Source organism: Paenibacillus sp. FSL R7-0210, from assembly GCF_038009085.1.
Taxonomy (GTDB): domain Bacteria; phylum Bacillota; class Bacilli; order Paenibacillales; family Paenibacillaceae; genus Paenibacillus_AQ; species Paenibacillus_AQ silagei.
This window is the reverse complement of record NZ_JBBPAR010000001.1, coordinates 6,586,448-6,605,770: the sequence shown is the minus strand read 5'-3', so window position 1 is coordinate 6,605,770 and position 19,323 is coordinate 6,586,448. Positions and strand designations below refer to the sequence as shown.

Below are 19,323 nucleotides of genomic sequence, written 5' to 3'. Positions count from 1 at the left end.
CCTGCTCTATGGTCAGTTTGCTGATAAATAAAGCTCCTGCGAGTTTTGGTTTATAATGACTGATTTTTAAGCCATGCTGAGAGAGTAAGGGTTAAGAGCTCGGTTTCATCATTGTGTCTATCTTATCAACGTAAGGAGTGAGCACCTCCAATAACTTCTCTTGCTTTTGTATTTCTTCTGTCGACAACCGATCCATATGAACACTTCCGTCTGCATCAGTTACCTTGGCATCATAGCTTTTCAACTCATTTATTATGGATTCAAGCTCCCTATACTCCTGTTTAGTGAGTCTCTGTTCAGCCTTCTCAAGCAAGCTATCCCAGAAAGCGCCACGATCTGTGCCAGATACCTTTGCCTTGGATTTATCCGTTTCGTTCATTTTCTTGAAATACGGTTCAAGCTCCACCAGTAATTTCTTGTAAGCCTTCTGATCTTCTGCATTAAGCCGTTCTATGTGAAAACTCCCCTTGGAATCTGCCGCAAGCAGATTGTAATCGCCTAATTCCTTCAATAAGGACATAACCTTGGCAGCTTCTTCCTCGCTAAAATTATGCTTCAACCTCTGCAGCTTGGCCTCTAACTCCTCATATTTCTGCTGGCTTAGGCCAATCGTAGCAGCTGCTTCTTTCGAACCATACATACTATCCGCCAGATAATGATATCCGGCAAACGCTCCAGTAGGAATTAATAAAGTAGCTGCCAAAACGCCTGCTACGATCAACTTCTTTTTCATTCGTTTTCCCCCTTGTCCGGTTACGGTCTGATTTAGTATTCTCTCCTTCAGTTCCGGTGTGGCATTTAAATTTCTGGCCTCTTCCTGCAGAACTGTTCGCAGCTTTTCATTGAAATTCATGCAGATCCTCCACCTTTCCCTTAAAAAGAGTCTGATTCTCTGGCTTCTGACGAAGCTTGCGCAGTGCAGCATGAATACGGGATTTCACGGTACCTAGAGGAATCCCGAGGATTACGGCACTTTCCTCCTGCGATAATTCATTTAAATAATGCAGAATAATCACCTGCTTCAGCTTATACGGAAGACTATCTACGCTAGCAAGCAAGGAGTGGTTAGAGATCTTGTCGACAATCTTACTTGTGAATTCAGGCTCCACCACCAAATTGACCTGCTCTGCCTTCTTAAGAATTCGGAGATGCGTCCATCTCTTTCTCCGGTAGGCATGAATTTGTCGCACTGTTATTCCCATAAGCCAGGGTCTAAAGGGACGACTGATGTCAAAATGGTCAAGAGATCTGCGCATTTGAATATAAATCTCCTGAACGATATCATCCACCTCAGTTGTTTCGCGAACGAGGAAATGAACGGTTTGATATACATCCCTAATCGTAGCTTCATATAGCTCACTAAATGCTTCACGACTGCCGGCTAGCGTAAGCGTAATGAGCTGAGAATATTCTTTTGGATGCTCCATTCATCACCCCTCCCTTCGGTCTTACACTATATATTGGGGAATAAAGAATATTTCGTTCGATTTTTCTTCGGAAAAATACGGAATAAACCGATCAAAGTCCACTAAGGATTTTGATCGGTTTAATGTTGTCTGCCTAATGTTCACATTCCCCGTTAGTTGAGCAACAAGCTCTCGAAATGTATTATCAGTGAATCCAACGGATTCCCGATTTTCACATTTAATTCTTGCTCAACTTTAACGGCTGATTCCACCATAGATAATTGTGCAACAGAAATTTTCTTGTTTTTTTCTGATGCAAGTATCCCCTTTATGTACTTTGATAATTCTTCAACGTATTGCTCATTTTTACCTTGCATGATTAGCTCAAATGTATTCTCTATGACACGTGCCTCAATATGAATTGGCTTATCCTGTATAGAAGCAAATTCATTAAGCCTGCTCATTGTCCCTGCGACGGTTGCTGGATTAGTGAATAATAGAACTTGTGGTTCTGTAATACTGCAGACCGAACTAAAGAAAGGCTCATCAATTTTTATTATGGGAATAGATGTATGAAGCCGGTTTTCTTCAAGAAGAGCAATATAATTAGTACATGTGATAAGAATAGCCTCAACATTTGCTTGTGATATCCATTCTATTTGTTCGATGACTTTATTTTTGGCTTGTCCTTCATCGAAATTTTTATCTGATGTAATTCTACTCATCAAACCAGGATCCACAAAATGAACCAATTCCAACTCATCAGAGGTAAGAGCGTTTTGAATATACTGGATATTTGAATAGTGGGCGTGTAAACAAGCAATCTTCTTTTTCTTCATGATTTTATCTCCTTAAACCCGTACTTTGAGCAGTCCCGCTCCTTAATGATATCATGTTTCTCCAAAAAACTGCCCGTTTGCTTAATGATTATTAACAAAGATACGACCCGATTTAGTGTACTACGCTCCAGCCGCATCTTTGTTGATTAGTTTTCTAAACTCACCGTGGAGAACATATTGTCATTTTCTGATCTGTTTACCGACTGGAATACTCTGAGCAAAACGAAACACATTATGAGGATCGTACTTTCGCTTCACCTGCTTCAATCGGCCAAAGTTCTCGCCATAGTACGCCTTGGGCCAGTTCTTAATCTGCAAATCGGGAAAATTCACATAATCCCCTTTAACAAAGGGACGCAACGCTCTGCGGAACCTTTCCACCCACTGAATATTCCGCTCCTGCTCCCTGCTGTTTCTCCACCGGGCTGACAGTTCGTAGATTGTCTCAGCCTTCCGGTGAGGATAGGCCGTTTCAGCAGGCGATACTCGACTCACCGCGCTTCCTGCACCACCTAAGCTCTGGCTCCACACGCTAGAGTGCCTGTTGGGTGCTTTAGATAAAAAGTCGCGTATAATTCGTACTCCTTCAGGCGGCAATGGTTGGAATCCGTAGGCCCCGGTTATTTTAAACTTTGGTTCCAAATTCAGGTCCGCTTCGGCAAAAAATTTGGTCGCTTCAATAAAAGGCACTGTCTTCACCATCACCTTCACCGGAGTGCCTGCTCGCAAGAGCGGTCTAATCAATCGGCGCAGCTCCTCTGCACCGCCAAGCAATTGCCCGGTAGATACAATGGTGCCCACTTGTTTGGCAGACACCTCGATGGTTGAGGTTAGACGGTTCGTGACAGATGGGGCCCAGCGTTGCCATGCCGGGAACACCTTCTCAAGATCACGCCATTTCCACGTAATACTGTATATAGAAACTGATGAAATCGGTCTAACCCGAAATGTATATTCTGTAGCAGCGCCAAAGTTCCCTCCCCCTCCGCCTCGTGATGCCCACAACAGATCGGAATGCTTTTTCCTGTTTGCCACAATCGTCTTTGCCCCATATCGCCCCGAAGCTACGACCATCTTCACTTGCTTCAAGTTATCGCACGTAAGTCCAAATTTACGGGAAAGTAGTCCAATGCCCCCTCCAAGGGTAAGCCCCGCTACGCCTACATCCGGAGCAGTCCCCGCCGGAATTGCCACCCGCTTATTCCACAGCTTTTTGTACACACGGGCAAGCGGATTACCCGTTTGGACAATGGCCACTCTGTTTTTCCGATCAACCCTAACCTTATTCATCTCGCTCACATCGATAATAATACCGCCACTTACAGCCGAGAAGGCTTCATAGCTATGCCGTCCACTACGTACCCGCAGCCGTATGCCCCGCTCACGTGCCCATTTGACTGCGTTGATCACATCCTGAGTTCGTTGGCAAAAAACAATGACCCTTGGAAATTTAGAGAAGCGCCTATTGAACTCCATTCTAGCCGTATTGTACGACGGATTGCCTGGAATAACGATCCTTCCGGTTAACCGCGTACTTCTCTTTTTCAACTTTTGTGCCATCTATATTACACCATCCCTACACATGACATAAGCATTTCTCATCAGCTTATGTCTATGTTGGGAGATCTGTCCTAGTAACGGCAAACGCCCAGTTTGCAGCAGCTTTCCTATATCGTTCGTAATGCTGGTCTACCGGGTAACTCACTCTAGTTGCCAACGCAAAAAACACCTCCAAGGATCTCTCTATCTTACGACAGAGCTCATTCTCTTGAAGGTGTTTTGTTCACTCTGGGATATAAGGAAGATCCAGTGTCTTCGGAACATTGATCACATGCAGCTCTGTATACGTACGGATGCCCTCTGCGCCGTATTCACGGCCGATACCGGACTGCTTGAAGCCACCGAACGGGAACCGGACATCGAGCCCTTGCACAGCAGCTGTATTGATCATGGTCGTGCCCGCTTCGAGCTGACGTGCGACCAAGACGGCATCCTCTTCCCGCCCCCACACCGAGCTCGTCAATCCATAGATGCTCTCATTGTGCAGATGAATGACCTGCTCTACATCGTCGAATGGCAGAATTGGAACGGTAGGACCAAACTGCTCCTCCACCACAATCGGATCATGGTAATCGCAGTCCAGAACAAGCGTAGGCTGCAGGTAATACCCTTGTTCAAACCGCTGCTGATCCAGAATTTGGCCGAGCGGAATGACCTTAGCTCCGCGCTGGCGCGCCCCCTCAATCAGACCCTGCACGTAATTCTTCTGCTTCAGGTTATTCACCGGACCTACTGTCGTATTGGCATCAAAGGGATCACCGATGCGAATCCAGCGGTTAGCCGCCTCGATATATTTTTCAACAAAACCATCATAGATAGAACGGTGTACATATACACGCTTGGCAATCATACAGATCTGGCCTGTCGTCAGGAAGTTAGAAATAACAATCCGGCGCATGGCCCGCTCATCTTGAACATCAAAGCTATCCAGGAAGATCGCCGCATCATTGCCGCCCAGCTCCAGCGTCATATCCTTAATCGTTTCCGAAGCCGCTTTGATGATGTGCTTGGCTGTTGCGGTTCCGCCTGTGAAGGCGATTTTGCCGACAAGAGGATTACTAGTCAGTTCAACGCCCACATCCGCATCCCCATGAACGACATTGATGACACCCGCCGGGAACTCACCTGCGATCAGCTCTGCTACCTTCGCCGCCGCCAGCGGCGCAAACGGACTCGGTTTGAGCACAATCGTATTGCCCGCAAGTAAGGCAGGAGCAATTTTAATCGTAGATAACGCAATCGGATAGTTCCATGGACTGATCGCTGCCACCACACCCATTGGATCATAGGACAGGATGGTTTTACCATGGTCATGCTCCTGGACCTCTTCCTGTAGAACGGATGCAGCTTCATTACAAGCGAACTCCATCCACATTAACGAGACATAAATCTCACCATGGGCATCATATAGGGGCTTGCCATGCTCTCTGGACAGCAGATGGACAATTTCATTCTCCGCTGCTCTAATCTTCTCTATTGCCTTACGCATCCGGGTAATACGTTCATCAATCGAGGTCTTCTTCCATATTTTAAAAGCTTCTGCCGCCGCTTCAATCGCTTCCACCGCTTGTTCCTTCGTAGTGACAGGGAAATAGCCTACGATTTCAGCCTGGTTCGCCGGATTCTCTTTGGCTGACTGCGAAAGGGAGGGCACATGGTGACCATTAATGAAGGCCTCCACAACAACGGTCTCTTGGTCTGCCTTCCACACTTCTTCGGCAATTTCCTTCACATAACGAAGCTTGCGCCACTGTTGTTCTTCCGTAAGAATATTGCCTTCCTCTGTAGAGGAGAACCCGCATTGCGGGCTCAAGCACAGCTGCTCAAGGGGCACATAGGTTGCTGCTTCGGCAATCCGGGCTTTAATATGCTCTTTATCTTCTAGTTCGCCTGTTTTGGATGTGAGCAGACCCAGCACGATTTTCAAATCCGGCCGGTTCACATATTTCAGTGGCTCGAAGCTGCCTGAACGCTCATCATCAAATTCCAGGAATAAGCCATCTACGTCTAAGCCTCCAAAAATGACCTCAGAAGCATAATCATAACCACCGGTTGAGAAATAGTTGGATTTATAGTTCCCCCGGCAAATGTGCATCGTCACCACTAGGTCTGCCGGTTTATGGGCCAAGGTTTCGTTAATCATGCGCTGCATGATTTTGAGCTCTTCCGCCGGTTCCAGCCCCTTTGCACGCAGCTTATCGTGACCCGCTTCGGAGAACAGGTCGGCCCAGGCTGTATCATCCAGTTGCAGGTACCGGCATCCGGCATCATAGAACGCTTGAATGGCTTTTTGGTACGCCGCAATCGTATCTTGAAGGAATTGCTCCCGGTCGTTATAACTATTGGCCCCAGGCTCCAGCCGGTAGATCAGCATGTTGGGACTTGGAATGGTCTGCTTCGCTACGGCGTCACCTGCATGCTTTAGCAAAAACTCAAAATGCCCGATAAAGGGGTGGCTGGAGAAATCTACTTTACCCACCACACGAATGCCACCCTTACGGGTCTGCATATTATGGAACTTGGGCCCGTCGATCTCCTCATACAGCTCTACGCCGTCTAGGCCGCCCAGAAAGTCAAAATGCCACCAGCTTCTGCGGAATTCCCCATCCGTCACTGCGAATACGCCATTCTCCTTCTGCTGCTCAATAATTCGGATAATCTCTTGATCTTCCACCGCTTTTAAGGATTCATATGTGATGTTGCCTGCTTTATATTGTTCACGCGCCTGGCTTAAGTTCGCCGGACGCAGGAAGCTGCCTACATGGTCATTGCGAAAAGGTATCATCGCTACATCTCCTTACAACTTTTTAGTGTACTGAGTATAGCATGAGGGCAAAGAATGCAGGTTATATGAAAAAGGCATGATTGGTCATAGCTTTTCGCGATAACCTATTTATAATCATTTAAAGGTCCTTGATCCATTATCACTTCTACCATATTGGAGTCCCCTACCTTAAGAATCGGCCTATACTCTGAATTTGGACTACTGTAAAGCTCTAGCGGACTAATAATTACGCCATTTGGCGTATTATGAAGTATCCCGGGTACACAGGTATAGATCGTATCATTATTATTTGCATTCTTGGCGGAGATCGTAACTGAGGTTCCATTATGATTATCTATACTCATGGACACCTTATATCTGTAAAATGAACCGGTTCCATTGGATTGCGCTGAATAAACTACAGGAACAACCGCAAGAACATCATCTCTTAGTCTTAACTTGATGACCTCTGTCTTCTTTGATTTTTTACCTCTCCCCACATCGCCCATATGCTCAACTGTCCCTTTACCATAATTTTTGAGGGGAGGTGTTCCCGTTGCACCAAACATAGCTACATCAATCTGCTTTCCATCCTTTGTATAGACTAAAGCATAAATGTCATAATCCGTTCCAGTCTCCCAAGATACCGTAGCCGTAATTTCTGGTGTTTTCTCAATGATAACCGGCTTCTGCCCTTTATCGAGATTGATCTTACCCTTTACCTTCTCAAGGTTGATGGACATAGCCGAACCAGGTTGCTTTGATACAGGCTCTTGAATGATCTGAGGTTTAGAATGCTCACTTGGCTCATCCGCTTCTACTTCAACACCATAGTTTTTGCATAACCCTTCAAGCCCCGAATCAAATCCCTGCCAGATTGATTTTACCTTGGTCTGACCGTTCCTTAGATATAATTCAAGCACTACAATTCCATTCTCGTTCGTGAAACTGGATGGGGATAAGTGAATGATCGTATTTTGCGTACATATCTCTGCTTCCAGATTCTTCACATTCGCGAATCCTGTGCTGTTATCCTCTGTCAGAGTTACAGCTATTTTGGTTATACCTTCAGGGACCTTATCCATGTCGAAATTCAGCTTATAAACTTTGGTATTACCGGCTTGCTCGGCTGGTAAAAGCGTGGCTACACCTGAGGAACTTGTGGGCTGATTATAAAAGATGATTCCGCTATCTCCTTGCACCTTATCAGCATCCGTTAAGAGGAAGGCTGTTAAAGAAACGTCTACCAGAGTAGAGATTTCGTGGCTAATCGTAATGCTACCTTTTGCGGAACTTAAAGTTGTATTTGCTCCCATTTGCAGAAATTGATTCACTCCAACCACTCCAATCCATTTAATGGCTCGTGCTGTCTCAATAATATTAACACAGGGAGGAAATACTTGGGATATAAAACTATAAAGGGCCCCGTTGAGTTAACCGGCACGTTATAATACTCCCCTAATCGCGTCCCGTCAAGAAATAATTTGAGAATGAGCGGCATAGCGAGGGAGACCCCCTTATGTTATTAAAATAGGAATGGATTTCCGAGTATGCAGAGTGATATCGCTTTTTCCATTTGAGACGGTGTCACGTAAAATAGTCTTCAGATTAATGAGAAATACGGAAGGGAGATCTGTATGAATAGTGTGGACAAAATCAGATTTTCACTCTTTTTCGGGGAAGAGCCCGAGGCAGCTTGTTACGGGTATATAGAGCGGAATCGGGATGGTCATATGATCGCGCTCTACAATAGTAATGGTGAGGAGATCGATATGTATGGCGGACATCAATTTGTCAGGGTACAGGCGCTTGGCAAATTTGATGATGAAGACCGCGATAATTTCTACTCCTTGTTAGAAGGTGATGGTGTAGGATAATCTGCACAATCAGACAGGTGAAGATTTGGTAATGAATATTCTCTGGAGGTGGAAGATGAACGAACAGGTTCAAGAGACAAGCAGAATGAAGAGTGGGGCGATGCTAGCCGCCCTGCTCATCGGTGCGTTTATTGCGTTCCTTAACGAAAATTTACTTACTAATACTTTTCCCGGATTAATGCGTGAGTTCAACGTTACCGCTTCAACCATACAATGGTTATCTACCGGTTATATGCTGATGATCGGCATACTGGTGCCGGTGACCGCATTGCTGCAGCAATGGTTCACGACTCGCCGGATGTTTATGTCCGCAATGACGTTATTTTTAGCAGGTACCTGCTTGTGTGCAGTCTCCCCTGGATTCGAAGTCTTGCTGATAGGCAGGGTTGTTCAGGCTTGCGGGACAGGATTATTGATTCCGCTGATGATGAATACAATTCTTGCCCTCTATCCTCCAGAACGCAGGGGGGCTGCCATGGGTCTCATGGGGCTTGTCATCATGGTCGCCCCTGTCATCGGACCGGCTTTGTCAGGTTTGGTTATCGATACCTTGGACTGGCGGTGGCTGTTCTACATGGTGATTCCTGTCGTGTTGTTTTCAATTATTTATGCATTCATAAATTTAAAGAATGTTACAGAAATAACAAAACCACGGGTCGATCTTCTATCCATTGTGATGTCAACCATCGGGTTTGGTTTTATCACCTACGGTTTTAGCCAGACCGGTGTCGGGGCTAGTCCTGGGAGTTACAGTTTGATTGCTATAGGCGGGCTCTTCTTGCTCTTACTTATTTGGCGGCAACTCAAAATTAAAGAGCCTTTGATTGATCTTTCCGTATTCCGGTATCCCGCTTTTTCCTTGGTAGCTGTATTGATAGTGGTGCTCATGATGGTTTTATTCGCCACCACGACATTGCTGCCGATCTATATGCAGGATGTGATGCAGTTAACGGCCTTCGGGACAGGGTTACTTCTGATGCCAGGCTGTATTTTGAACGCAATACTGATGCCTGTAACGGGAAAATTGTTCGATAAATTCGGGCCGAGATTCGTCATAATGCCCGGACTGCTCATGATCGCCCTATCACTGTGGCTGTTTGCCGGTATCGATAGCGATACAACCCGAGGCTCCGTTCTTTTCAATCATGTCCTATTATTCTTAGGCATATCGTTTGTCGTCATGCCGGCTCAGACAGCAGGAATGAATCAGCTTCCGCGTCACCTGGTCCCCCACGGCACAGCCATCTACAATACGCTCCAACAGATTGCCGGGGGAATTGGCATCGCTTTGTTCGTCGGCATCATGTCATCCAGAGCCAATCGTTATCTTCACCATTCACCTGATCCCGCTGCGATTCAAGATAGAGCACACAGTATTGTTGCCGGTTTGCAAACGGTTTTTGGGATTGAATGTATTCTCACAATTCTTGTTTTGGTGCCAAGTTGGTTTATCAATGGCCGTCGTCTTGAAAGGACTCATTAAAACTTATTTTTCATCTCACTACGTAGCATAGAGCCTTCACTAACATAAAAGTGGCGGCTCTTTTTACTATGCTTTTATCGGGCATACTGCTAATACAAAATAAGCACCTGATCTTCGGCTATCTCCGGTCCAAAGTCAATCTTAAGGGCTTCATACCTCTCTTTGTAGCCTGACGCTACATTCGGACGTTGTTGTGGTGACGTAATCTATGAAATTCACAGAGCCGTTAAAGTTTAAATAAGCACCATTATTGCGATTTACATCCGGTCTGAAAATGCGCTCTGCCCTCTAGCACATCACCCAAAAACTTTTGGGATGCATTCAACTTGGCTTCTAACTCCTGGATTTCTTTGATTTTCTCCTTTACCAATGCTTCCTTCTTAATATACGAGCTCTCATTGATAAGTAAAACTATGTCCTGGATCGTTAAACCTAAAGTGAGTAGCATTCTCACATCCTGCAAATAGGTGACCACTCCTTCATCGTATACGCGGTAATTATTTTCATCCCTCGAAATAAACTGTTCAGGAATCAACTGTTTGCGTTCATAGAATCGCAAGGTGGATATGGGTAATTCCGTCAGCCTGGAAACTTCATTCGCTCTCATATTCTGCTCCTTCTAAATCAATCATTCATTTATATTTGCTATAAACCAAGGTTCATAGTTCAAAATAAAAATATGATAACCCGGGGCAGCACTACTGTCAAAATAATGGGTTACATCAGAAGGAGTGCATTTATGCTGGAATCTATTCAAAATAATGATTTTGTCAACATTCTAACCGGCCGCCGTTCCATACGACAGTACGATGAGGACGTCAAAATTTCGGAGGAAGAGCTGCACGCTATGATTCAAGAAGCAAGCCTTGCGCCCTCTTCTGCGAATATGCAGCCATGGCGTATAATCGTGGTTCACTCCCCTGAAGGGAAAGACAAGCTTCGGCCTCTGGTCCAGTTCAATACGCGGCAAAATGATACATCTGCGGCGATGCTCATCATTTTGGGAGATACGCAGAGCGATTTATATGTAGAGAAAATCTATGATACTGCTGTGGAGCAAGGAAAAATGCCCAAAGACATACGCGACAAGCAGGTTGCGCAAATTCTGAGCATGTATCCGCAAATACCTAGAGAATTAAAGATCGAAATTGCCAAAATTGATGCAAGTTTATTCGCGATGCAACTGATGCTGGTAGCCCGTGCTCATGGGTATGACACCAATCCGATGGCAGGCTTTGAACGTGATCAGATCGTTAGCGCCTTTGATCTGGACGACCACAGGTATGTTCCGGTCATGATCTTATCCATCGGCAAGGCCAAAGATGAGGGCCATGAGTCCGTGCGCCTGGGTAGCGAGGAAATTACCTTTTGGCGCTAATGTGAATGTATGAACCTCACCGGTTCTGTGCTCCCCACTCGCACAGCTGCTCCAACACAGGTAGCAGGGTCTGCCCTTTCGGTGTCAGCGAATACTCCACTTTGGGCGGAATCTGCGGATACTCCACGCGCTTCACCAGCCCGTCAGCCTCCAATTCCTTAAGCTGCGCGCTGAGAACCTTGTATGTCACCGCTGCGAGCTGTCTCTGCATTTCATTGAATCGAATCGAGGGTTTGGCGGACAGCAGATACAGAATCGCCATCTTCCACTTCCCGCCGATCACCGACATCGTATAACCGAATGGTGTGTCTTGGATCACCGTCTCTTTGCCCTTCAAATCTGAAATGCCCATGTTCACGCTATCCTTTCGGATAGTAGCCCACTTCTTTGTGCGTACTATCCCTTTATTTTTGCTCAGTCTATAATAGCTTTACTTTGAAGTAAAGGGGCTAAAGCAATGACAACCATCCGAACGTACAACCATACCCTCTGGGATCACGGGATTTCGCAGGGGTACCTTGTCGACAACACGCTGTATATCTCGGGACAGTTCTCCCATGATACGGAGGGCAGCTTCGTTGGAGCAGGCGATATTCAGGCACAGATGACACAGACGCTGAAGAATTTGGATACCGTGTTACAAGAGTTCGGAGCGACCAAGGATAATCTGGCTTACGTGGAGCTGTATCTGACGAATGCGCAGGAGCAAGGGGAAACCGCGATCGGACTGTTCAAAAAGTATGTCGGAGAGCATCGGCCGGCGGGGAGCATGATCGGGGTGACTTACCTGGCATTCCCGGAACAGTGGGTAGAGGTACGGGCTGTGGCGCATGTTGGTTAAGAAAAAGAGAGAGGGTTCAACTAAACAACGCTACTGGCAGAGTAATGTCAGTAGCGTTTTAGATTTTTCCATATTCGTGACTCTGATGAACGTAATTCACATCCTAAATTTTCGATCCCCGCTTCGAACTCTGCATTGAAATCCATGCACAACCAATTATCTGCAGATGCCGGTGCGGAAAAATAAAAAAATGCCATCAGAATAGCAAACAGCCGTCCGTATGGCCAAACATTTGTTATCGTGACTGATGAGGTTCTTTAGCTGAAAATGTAGAAGGAATCTCTCCATCAGAGTAGTAGCGGATGGCCTTACCCGTTTTTCCAGCATACTCAATCTCATTTCTTGTGCTGTTGCCAATGTAGCCATTTACATCAATCACGAAGATTTCGTCAGAAAGATCAATCTTTCTAAAATGCAGATCTCCCAGTAACTCCGCTTGTTCTTCCGTGATTTCAAAACCTTCAGATTGTTCAAAGAAGGCTACACTAATCACTATGTTTCCTTGTAGTGTAAGAAATGCATTAGCCTGTTCAAATTGCTCCTTGAATTTTGTAGAACCGCATAATGTAATTATTTTCATAGGCATATCCTTCCTGAGCCGTTTTAGATGTTTTTCAGGTAACCCGTACACTGTTCGAATTCTTGCTGAAGCTTGGTTAACCACTTGCCCAGTTACGGAAAATCCAACTCCTCATCGATGATACGGAATATCTCCCTACTCCGCACCGGATAACGGGCATCCAGTTCCTCCCACTTCCGCTTCGGTAAAATCAAAAATTCGTGCGTATCCGAAAAATATGAGGCCTCAAAAAGCCGGATTTCGTATTTGTCCCGGATCAGCTCCTGAAAGCCGCGAATCGTGATGTAGCGGTCATCTCCGCTAAAGGTAAGCGCAATCGTATGCATTTGTCCATTGTAGGTAACATCCAGTCCTTTGTCCGTAGGCGTCACCTCGACCGTTTCATCGGGAAGCTGTTTACCGAACAAGCGGACGATCTCCTCGTCCTCCTCTCCCCAATCTACAATGACGCTGTTCGCAAAAACAAATTGCTGCAGCTGTTGCTCATCTCCTTCGAATAGCAATGTCAGCTCGCTGTCGCTTGGCATCCTCATCCCCGTATCCTCCTTGTGTTCACTTAATGATCAGGCCCAAGCCAAATGATCTACAACTTGGTAGAATCTTATTTTTGCATAATCAATCTCTGATACACCATAGGATGAAAAAAATAACTTGACCCATTGCTCGCCGAAGTTTCTGATAATGCTCTTCTCAGCTACTGCCAAATCATAATAACGGTCCGCAATCCCGCAATTCCCCAGATCAATAAATCCACTTATAGAGTCATTAGCAATAATGATGTTTGGCAGGCTGTAGTCACCATGTGTGAATACTAAATCTTCTTTGAGTTCCCGAGAATAATTGTTGTTGAAGGGTACTGCATCTTCACATAAGTATGAGCATCTGGCGTATTAAATAGTAGCTGAAAAAGAGCCCCCGCAGGCACTTTTCTATACAATGAGGTTTGAAGCTCTCTGTGTGTATATCCGATCACGAAGGTACCCTATCTATAAACGTTATATCCTCAATATCATGTCTTACTGTGGAATGACCCTCTTGAATCCCTCTGCCCACACTTAATAACATAATGTCTTCATAGTGCTGGGGAATATTGAGCTCTTTAAAAAGAGCAGCTTTATCATAACCTGACATCGTGATGGTCTGGTAACCTTTTTCGTTCAAAATAAGGACTAAGGTCATTGCAGCCAGACTGCCATCGCGGACCAGCTCTTTTAAATAATCTTGCTTAGACATGTTTCGATAATAACCAATGGCTGCATTTGTTAAATACGTTTTAGTCTCTTGGGTAAAATAACCTTTCTCCAAAGCCTTGTCTTGAATAGCATGGATATTCTCATTATGAAAAGCACGATAATCCCCCAAGATCAAAATCAAATAGCTGGAGGTTTCAACCTGCTCCTGGTTATATGCAATTGGTTTAACTTTGGCGCGCAACTCCTTATCTTCGATGAGTAAATAACGTGTACTCTGAATGTTATTTCCGTTGGGTGATTTGGCAGCCAGTTCAATCGAATCAAGTATTTCCTTTCTTTCAATCGTATAGTTAGGATCATAATGTCTGACTGATTTCCTTTGTAAAATAATATCTTGCAGACTCATTTTAACGCCTCCCATATCTTAGATTTGTTATAATCATATTATCTGGAGCGTATACAATTGAAAATACTGCACTTTATAGTCACTAGGTTACTTCAAAGTAAGGAGGATCTCATGAATACAATAAATACAGGATTTGATGTGGTACAAAATATCATTAGTGGTAAATGGAAAAGCATTATTCTGTATCAATTAGGATATGAGCAAAAGCGTACAAAAGACTTACTCAAGATTTGTGAAGGCGTCTCACATAAAGTTTTAAACGAACAATTAAAGCAAATGCAGCAGGATGGATTAGTGCATCGCGCGGTATATGCAGACGAGGTTCCCATTAGAGTGGAATACTCAATATCAGACTATGGCCGGACATTCCTTCCATTATTAAAAGAAATGTGTGATGCTGGCGATAACCATCTTAAAAGAGAGGGGATCACCGCAGGTAATAATACAATCTGTGAACATTCTAAATCACTGTGATCGATAACCATGAAACCCTTTTAAGACCTTACGTAAATGAAAACAGCACCATACTCTTCACTAATGAAGAACATGGCGCTGTTAATATTTCGCAGTTATGTGACTGAAGAGGCATTGGTAGCTAACTTTTCCCTCTCAAGCCTAGTAGAACGGTTTGAGCTTGCTCGATATGCTCCGGTCTCCGGTCCTTCAGCTTCAATAACACATGATTTAGTATCATCTTTGGGTTCCTCACGTTCCTTATCTGATTAGCCTTTGTCTACTTATTCCAATCCTTTAGACAGCCGGATCGCAAGCTGCTTAATCTTATCGTTGCGAATCTGAAAATAAAAATCCAAATAGAGAGGGTCCGGGAGGCCGGTTTTGTCGAAATCCCCATCAACCTTGAAAACTACTACGTTTTCTTCCCCTTGCTGTTTATTCTGTATGGGTTCAAGTGTTATGTTAGCTCCAAAATGATATTCGGCACTCCATTGTTTGATAGCAGCTTTGCCTGCCCACTCTTTACCTTCATCGAGAACAAGTGCATCTTCCGAAAAGCAGCCGACATAAGCATCCGGATCGGGTTTATTGGTAGCGGCTATAAAATCTAGTATAACTTGCGGAAGCAGATTAAGATTAGGCTCCATATGATCAACTCCTTTGTAATCTTTGAATACAAGGCTAGTGTAACCCACAGAACCTGACAGCTGCGTGTCTAGTTATCTGTAATATTTATTTGTTCAGGACAAACCTGCCCGATAGGGAAATACCTCAACTGAGCTTCAGATACTGAAGTAGCTGTCCGAAATCCGCGGAATAGACATTTTCAATTCCATGGTAGCCTTCTCTTTGCCCAATAACGCGGGAAAACTTCGCGTACAGTCGATTTAGATAAATGTTGTCGATCTGAGCGCAAAATTGTAGATAGTTAACGCCACAATTCTCTGCGACAATTTGTTGTACCAAATAGCGGAACCCCTGAATAAATACGCGACTGCTGCGATAGGAGGGGTGGACAATGACAGAATTAACAAAAACAATTTCACCTTTGGGATCAAATTCATTCTCAGTATTGAGATAGCGATAATGCCCCCAACCTATCATTGCCCCCATCTTGTCCGTTATTAATATAATGTGGGAGTTGGGGATGAATTCCAACACATGTACAAGTGCATCCGCAAGTGAGAATTGGCGGTTAAAATCTTTTCGGTTTCGGATAAAATATAAAGTAAACTGCGCATAATCTTCATCATTTTGACAATTCCGGTAATGGGCAAGCATAAACCGCCCCACCTCCTAATCGTTCATATGAGCTTAGCTATCTCAAGAATCACAACAGAGCAAGCACTGAGAAATGAAATAGTCTTCATTTCTGAACTTCATTACGTATGCTTGCCATTCCTTGAAATCGGCATGATATTCATCAATCCCACCTTGCTGTGTATCCCATGTCGCTGTTTTCTCTGCAAGCTTGGTTAGAAGTCTTTGCAGCCGGAGATGGACCGGGACCCAAAAACGGAGCTCAACAATAGGCTCAGGTAGTTGTGATATATATTGCACCAGAAATTGCAGACTCTCTAGGAACAGCCGGCTTCGGCGATACGTTTCAATAAAGAAAACAATCTGGATTTGTGCCACATGCGTATCCTTGTATTGGTTCTCCGCAGTCCCGGAAATGTAACCAATCGCCCCGACAACTTCATCCTCATCGTTGAAGCACAAGATAGCTTCTTTTTGCATTAGAACAGAGCTTGCCAGAAAACTCAGCGAGATTGAAAAAGGATAAGGCAGATTTAGTTCATTGTAATGTTCCAATAGAAATATCATGTATTTATCCTGATAGCTCTCTGAACTGCAGACTTGAAAGTAATAGCTCATCTGATTAATTCCAACTCCTTGCATTATGTAGATCTGTTCTTTTTCTTACTTATCGGATGAATGTTGTCCCACAAGAAAAAGCTGCCCGAAAGTCCAAAGACTTAGGTGCAGCTCTTCCCGTACCGAATGCTTATTTCGCAGGCGCTGTTCTCACTTGCTCGCTGTTCACAAGTAGGTTCACTACAATTTGTAGCGGTCCCCTGCCACCTTTGTTATTAAATCCGCTTCTTGGTGGAAACATATATGTCACTCCTTTCCTCTTTTCAGATACTCATTGCTTACTTCGACATTTTATTACATTCCAGTCCACACATACATACCTAAAAAGGGGTATATTTCACTTTTGGATGGATTCACATTCAGTTGATTGAATTGATATAAAATTGAAATAGTTAGCTTATTTCTTTATACATTTGATGATAATGGTTGGAGGACTTAAACGTGCCTTCATCCCCGAATACCATGTAGTCGGTGAACTTTCGTCTGTCTCAGGAACTCGTGATTCTTCAATTACCCGTTCTATAAAAAAGCCAGCATTTGAAAGTTCATTTAATATTGTGCTGACTTTTCGATGGTGCATGATCACGGGTACTCCACGCCAAGTTACCTTATAAGGTCCTTCGGAATGATAGGATTGAGTATAGGTTATTTTGTCATCCTCATACATCAGTCTGCTTTGTATGGGATGTTCCCAACTAAATAACAATACCCCGCCGTTTTTTAGTCTTTTGTAGATGTTAGATATTGTCCGTGCCATATCGACTGTCCAGCCTAATGCATAAACAGAGAATACGATATCAAAATATTCACTGGGCAAGTCATCTATGTTTTCCATAGACATTTGTTGTATGTTCCCGGTCAATCTGTTCTCCTGGAGCAGTTCCTTAGCGTAATTAACCTGAGTCGTCGATAAATCAATTCCCCAGATATCCCCTGCGCCTCTGCTTGCCATGTACAAGAGCGAGTGTCCACTGCCACAGCCTATCTCAAGTACTGTCTTGCCAGTAACATCACCTAGAAGATGCAATTCATCCTCTGTAGGTGCATATGGCCCATATTGCGGCAAAGCATGTATTCCAAAATATTGATCAGCTACTTCATCCCATCCTGCTTTGTTGATCTCAAGCATTTCTTTTTGATCTTGCATGACTTCCCCTCCTATTGGTCTTCTTTAGTGCATCTATTACCCCTGCCTTATGTGATCGACGTTCCGGTTCATCAGATGCCGAACCACCCTACCAGGAGATCATTCATAGCTGGGTTGAAATGCTATATGAAGATAAATGGTAGAATGTTGAAGGATTTATAGTGGAACGAAAATGATACCAACGTGCAAAAAGAAGGAATCGTTCAGGATTTCGGAATTTACGACAGTACCTTTTGTATTACACTGGCCGTAGCCATCCTGCAACCATCCTCTAAAAGATTAAGCGTCTTCCCATTAAGGAGAGTCGTTGTGCAATTGTGCAATCATCATGGGAAACAATAGGGAACGTTCCGTGCTCATCTTTTAACTCCTAGTTCTTCGTTTTGCAAATTCTGCATTGATTCATTTTTTCATCGGACAATATTTGGTAAACATCAAAGGAGCCCTGCCATATACATCCATTTTTCCTGCTGGAGCTAATCATTCAGTCATAAATTATCCTTACCTCCTACTTCAATAACCGCTCAAATTCAGCACCATTAATCATAAAATATGAACTACACTTAAGCTACGGCAAATAGCACAAACCAATGGCTTGCGCTTTTGTTTCTAATTAGCATGCCTACTATATCCTGAATATCAGACAGAGTTTGACTCAGAGATATCATTAAATGATCTATTGCTGCTGATACATACCAGTTATCACCACTGGGATGGCCACATGCATTGCTTCCGCGATAATCAAGAAATCTTCACGGCTTATCCCGAAGTGGCCGGTACGGAAGGGGTAGCCCCAATTCCGCTGGCCGCGTGTGAAGGCCAACCGATCAAGTAAGCCCTTGATTCTCGCCTCCTGGCAGGGAACATATGCAATATTCCTGCGGTAAGGTACGAACGTCGCGGACATCGCATATTCGTATACACGGTCGTCCATAACCCGGCCAATGGCGGTGAACGCTTGCAGCGGCTCGCCTTCTCCTATCTCCATGCGGGGAGAATAATACACAAGCCAATCCCCAGGCTGCATCCTGCGTAACGGCGCTGCTTTACCGTGACACATCTGGGCAAAGCCGCCACTAACGCCCCCCTGCGCGTGGTTCGCTGAGACGACCCCTATCCAATATGAAGGACTTCCATTTTCCGTATCCTCGAATTTACGCAACGTTTCTTTCGTATCCATTGCCGAACGCAACTCCTTTTTACTTAAGCTGAATCCAGTATACTAAAACGCTACTGACAGCGGTTTGTCAGTAGCGTTTTAGTGAGGCTTTCAAACAGAACTTCCTTATTATTAAAATATCGTATCCCGTTAGTTTACAGCCTAGCGAGTTCGAAATTGTACCAAGACAGATAAATGCATAAAACTGCCTCTGCAAAGAAGATTATGGAAATTTTAAGATTTCTCCGCATTAGCATACTTACGATATCCTGAATATCGCTCTCTGCTGAGGTGACCAAAAACTCTTCATTCTGATATGAAAACAGCTGAACCAAATTAACTTCAAGCGGCGATTT

21 protein-coding genes and 2 pseudogenes are annotated in these 19,323 nt (G+C 44.4%); 5 read left to right on the top strand and 18 right to left on the bottom strand.

What is annotated here, in order from left to right:
• Nucleotides 1–91 precede the first annotated feature (91 nt).
• The 7 genes and pseudogenes from MKY64_RS28035 to MKY64_RS28005 all read right to left on the bottom strand — a co-directional run bounded on the left by MKY64_RS28035 (nucleotide 92) and on the right by MKY64_RS28005 (nucleotide 7,903).
• Nucleotides 92–853 carry a DUF3600 domain-containing protein gene (locus MKY64_RS28035; RefSeq protein ID WP_340957042.1) on the bottom strand — a complete coding sequence of 254 codons (762 nt, stop codon included), beginning with the start codon at nucleotides 851–853 and terminating at the stop codon, nucleotides 92–94.
• Nucleotides 840–1,427, bottom strand: coding sequence for a sigma-70 family RNA polymerase sigma factor (locus tag MKY64_RS28030; RefSeq protein WP_036722972.1), 588 nt, complete (start codon nucleotides 1,425–1,427; stop codon nucleotides 840–842). Before MKY64_RS28030 ends, MKY64_RS28035 begins: the two co-directional genes overlap by 14 nt.
• A gap of 152 nt (nucleotides 1,428–1,579) precedes the next feature.
• On the bottom strand, nucleotides 1,580–2,248 hold the full coding sequence (locus tag MKY64_RS28025) for a hypothetical protein (protein WP_155991243.1): 669 nt from the start codon (nucleotides 2,246–2,248) through the stop codon (nucleotides 1,580–1,582).
• Between the two features lie 177 nt (nucleotides 2,249–2,425).
• A complete protein-coding gene (locus MKY64_RS28020; RefSeq protein WP_036722975.1) occupies nucleotides 2,426–3,805 on the bottom strand; it encodes an FAD-binding oxidoreductase in 1,380 nt (459 codons plus the stop codon).
• A 223-nt stretch (nucleotides 3,806–4,028) separates the two neighbouring features.
• Entirely contained in the window at nucleotides 4,029–5,516 is a 1,488-nt protein-coding gene (locus tag MKY64_RS28015; protein WP_340958188.1) for an aldehyde dehydrogenase family protein, read from the bottom strand.
• Nucleotides 5,508–6,590: pseudogene (locus tag MKY64_RS28010) on the bottom strand (5-methyltetrahydropteroyltriglutamate--homocysteine S-methyltransferase); the annotation flags it as partial. The pseudogene MKY64_RS28010 and the gene MKY64_RS28015, both read right to left, overlap by 9 nt.
• Nucleotides 6,591–6,694: 104 nt before the next feature.
• Nucleotides 6,695–7,903, bottom strand: a complete 1,209-nt coding sequence (locus tag MKY64_RS28005) for a TerD family protein (protein WP_340957039.1) — start codon at nucleotides 7,901–7,903, stop codon at nucleotides 6,695–6,697.
• A gap of 303 nt (nucleotides 7,904–8,206) precedes the next feature.
• Here MKY64_RS28005 and MKY64_RS28000 point away from each other — a divergent pair, with 303 nt between their 5' ends.
• Both MKY64_RS28000 and MKY64_RS27995 read left to right on the top strand, forming a co-directional pair.
• Nucleotides 8,207–8,446, top strand: coding sequence for a hypothetical protein (locus MKY64_RS28000; RefSeq protein WP_076085696.1), 240 nt, complete (start codon nucleotides 8,207–8,209; stop codon nucleotides 8,444–8,446).
• 55 nt (nucleotides 8,447–8,501) lie between these two features.
• Nucleotides 8,502–9,929: an MDR family MFS transporter gene (locus MKY64_RS27995; protein ID WP_340957037.1), complete on the top strand. Its 1,428-nt coding sequence runs from the start codon at nucleotides 8,502–8,504 to the stop codon at nucleotides 9,927–9,929.
• A 247-nt stretch (nucleotides 9,930–10,176) separates the two neighbouring features.
• Here MKY64_RS27995 and MKY64_RS27990 read toward each other — a convergent pair whose 3' ends face one another.
• Nucleotides 10,177–10,536, bottom strand: coding sequence for a helix-turn-helix domain-containing protein (locus MKY64_RS27990; protein WP_340957036.1), 360 nt, complete (start codon nucleotides 10,534–10,536; stop codon nucleotides 10,177–10,179).
• Between the two features lie 132 nt (nucleotides 10,537–10,668).
• On the opposite strand from MKY64_RS27990, the gene MKY64_RS27985 reads away from it, so the two are divergent.
• Nucleotides 10,669–11,307, top strand: coding sequence for a nitroreductase family protein (locus tag MKY64_RS27985; protein ID WP_340750679.1), 639 nt, complete (start codon nucleotides 10,669–10,671; stop codon nucleotides 11,305–11,307).
• A gap of 16 nt (nucleotides 11,308–11,323) precedes the next feature.
• Here MKY64_RS27985 and MKY64_RS27980 read toward each other — a convergent pair whose 3' ends face one another.
• A complete protein-coding gene (locus MKY64_RS27980) occupies nucleotides 11,324–11,659 on the bottom strand; it encodes a winged helix-turn-helix transcriptional regulator (protein WP_340957034.1) in 336 nt (111 codons plus the stop codon).
• A 105-nt stretch (nucleotides 11,660–11,764) separates the two neighbouring features.
• Here MKY64_RS27980 and MKY64_RS27975 point away from each other — a divergent pair, with 105 nt between their 5' ends.
• The gene (locus tag MKY64_RS27975; protein WP_340957032.1) at nucleotides 11,765–12,148 is read left to right on the top strand and encodes a RidA family protein; all 384 of its coding nucleotides are present in this window, start codon (nucleotides 11,765–11,767) and stop codon (nucleotides 12,146–12,148) included.
• A gap of 235 nt (nucleotides 12,149–12,383) precedes the next feature.
• Here MKY64_RS27975 and MKY64_RS27970 read toward each other — a convergent pair whose 3' ends face one another.
• From MKY64_RS27970 to MKY64_RS27955, 4 genes and pseudogenes are all read right to left on the bottom strand, one after another.
• Nucleotides 12,384–12,728: a hypothetical protein gene (locus tag MKY64_RS27970; RefSeq protein ID WP_340957030.1), complete on the bottom strand. Its 345-nt coding sequence runs from the start codon at nucleotides 12,726–12,728 to the stop codon at nucleotides 12,384–12,386.
• A 92-nt stretch (nucleotides 12,729–12,820) separates the two neighbouring features.
• Nucleotides 12,821–13,261, bottom strand: coding sequence for a hypothetical protein (locus MKY64_RS27965; protein ID WP_340957028.1), 441 nt, complete (start codon nucleotides 13,259–13,261; stop codon nucleotides 12,821–12,823).
• A gap of 30 nt (nucleotides 13,262–13,291) precedes the next feature.
• Nucleotides 13,292–13,549 (bottom strand): annotated as a pseudogene (locus MKY64_RS27960) (phosphotransferase); the annotation flags it as partial.
• 148 nt (nucleotides 13,550–13,697) lie between these two features.
• The gene (locus MKY64_RS27955) at nucleotides 13,698–14,327 is read right to left on the bottom strand and encodes a nitroreductase family protein (RefSeq protein WP_340957025.1); all 630 of its coding nucleotides are present in this window, start codon (nucleotides 14,325–14,327) and stop codon (nucleotides 13,698–13,700) included.
• 111 nt (nucleotides 14,328–14,438) lie between these two features.
• On the opposite strand from MKY64_RS27955, the gene MKY64_RS27950 reads away from it, so the two are divergent.
• On the top strand, nucleotides 14,439–14,801 hold the full coding sequence (locus MKY64_RS27950) for a winged helix-turn-helix transcriptional regulator (RefSeq protein ID WP_339252514.1): 363 nt from the start codon (nucleotides 14,439–14,441) through the stop codon (nucleotides 14,799–14,801).
• A 263-nt stretch (nucleotides 14,802–15,064) separates the two neighbouring features.
• Here MKY64_RS27950 and MKY64_RS27945 read toward each other — a convergent pair whose 3' ends face one another.
• The 5 genes from MKY64_RS27945 to MKY64_RS27925 form a co-directional block, all read right to left on the bottom strand.
• Complete coding sequence (locus MKY64_RS27945) at nucleotides 15,065–15,430, bottom strand: nuclear transport factor 2 family protein (protein ID WP_036722990.1); 366 nt, start codon at nucleotides 15,428–15,430, stop codon at nucleotides 15,065–15,067.
• Nucleotides 15,431–15,554: 124 nt separating this feature from the next.
• Entirely contained in the window at nucleotides 15,555–16,064 is a 510-nt protein-coding gene (locus tag MKY64_RS27940; RefSeq protein WP_036722991.1) for an N-acetyltransferase, read from the bottom strand.
• Nucleotides 16,065–16,106: 42 nt separating this feature from the next.
• Nucleotides 16,107–16,610: a hypothetical protein gene (locus tag MKY64_RS27935; RefSeq protein ID WP_235191781.1), complete on the bottom strand. Its 504-nt coding sequence runs from the start codon at nucleotides 16,608–16,610 to the stop codon at nucleotides 16,107–16,109.
• A gap of 448 nt (nucleotides 16,611–17,058) precedes the next feature.
• Nucleotides 17,059–17,808: a class I SAM-dependent methyltransferase gene (locus MKY64_RS27930; RefSeq protein WP_036722994.1), complete on the bottom strand. Its 750-nt coding sequence runs from the start codon at nucleotides 17,806–17,808 to the stop codon at nucleotides 17,059–17,061.
• 676 nt (nucleotides 17,809–18,484) lie between these two features.
• Nucleotides 18,485–18,988 carry an EVE domain-containing protein gene (locus MKY64_RS27925; protein ID WP_051477825.1) on the bottom strand — a complete coding sequence of 168 codons (504 nt, stop codon included), beginning with the start codon at nucleotides 18,986–18,988 and terminating at the stop codon, nucleotides 18,485–18,487.
• Between the last annotated feature and the right edge of the window lie 335 nt (nucleotides 18,989–19,323).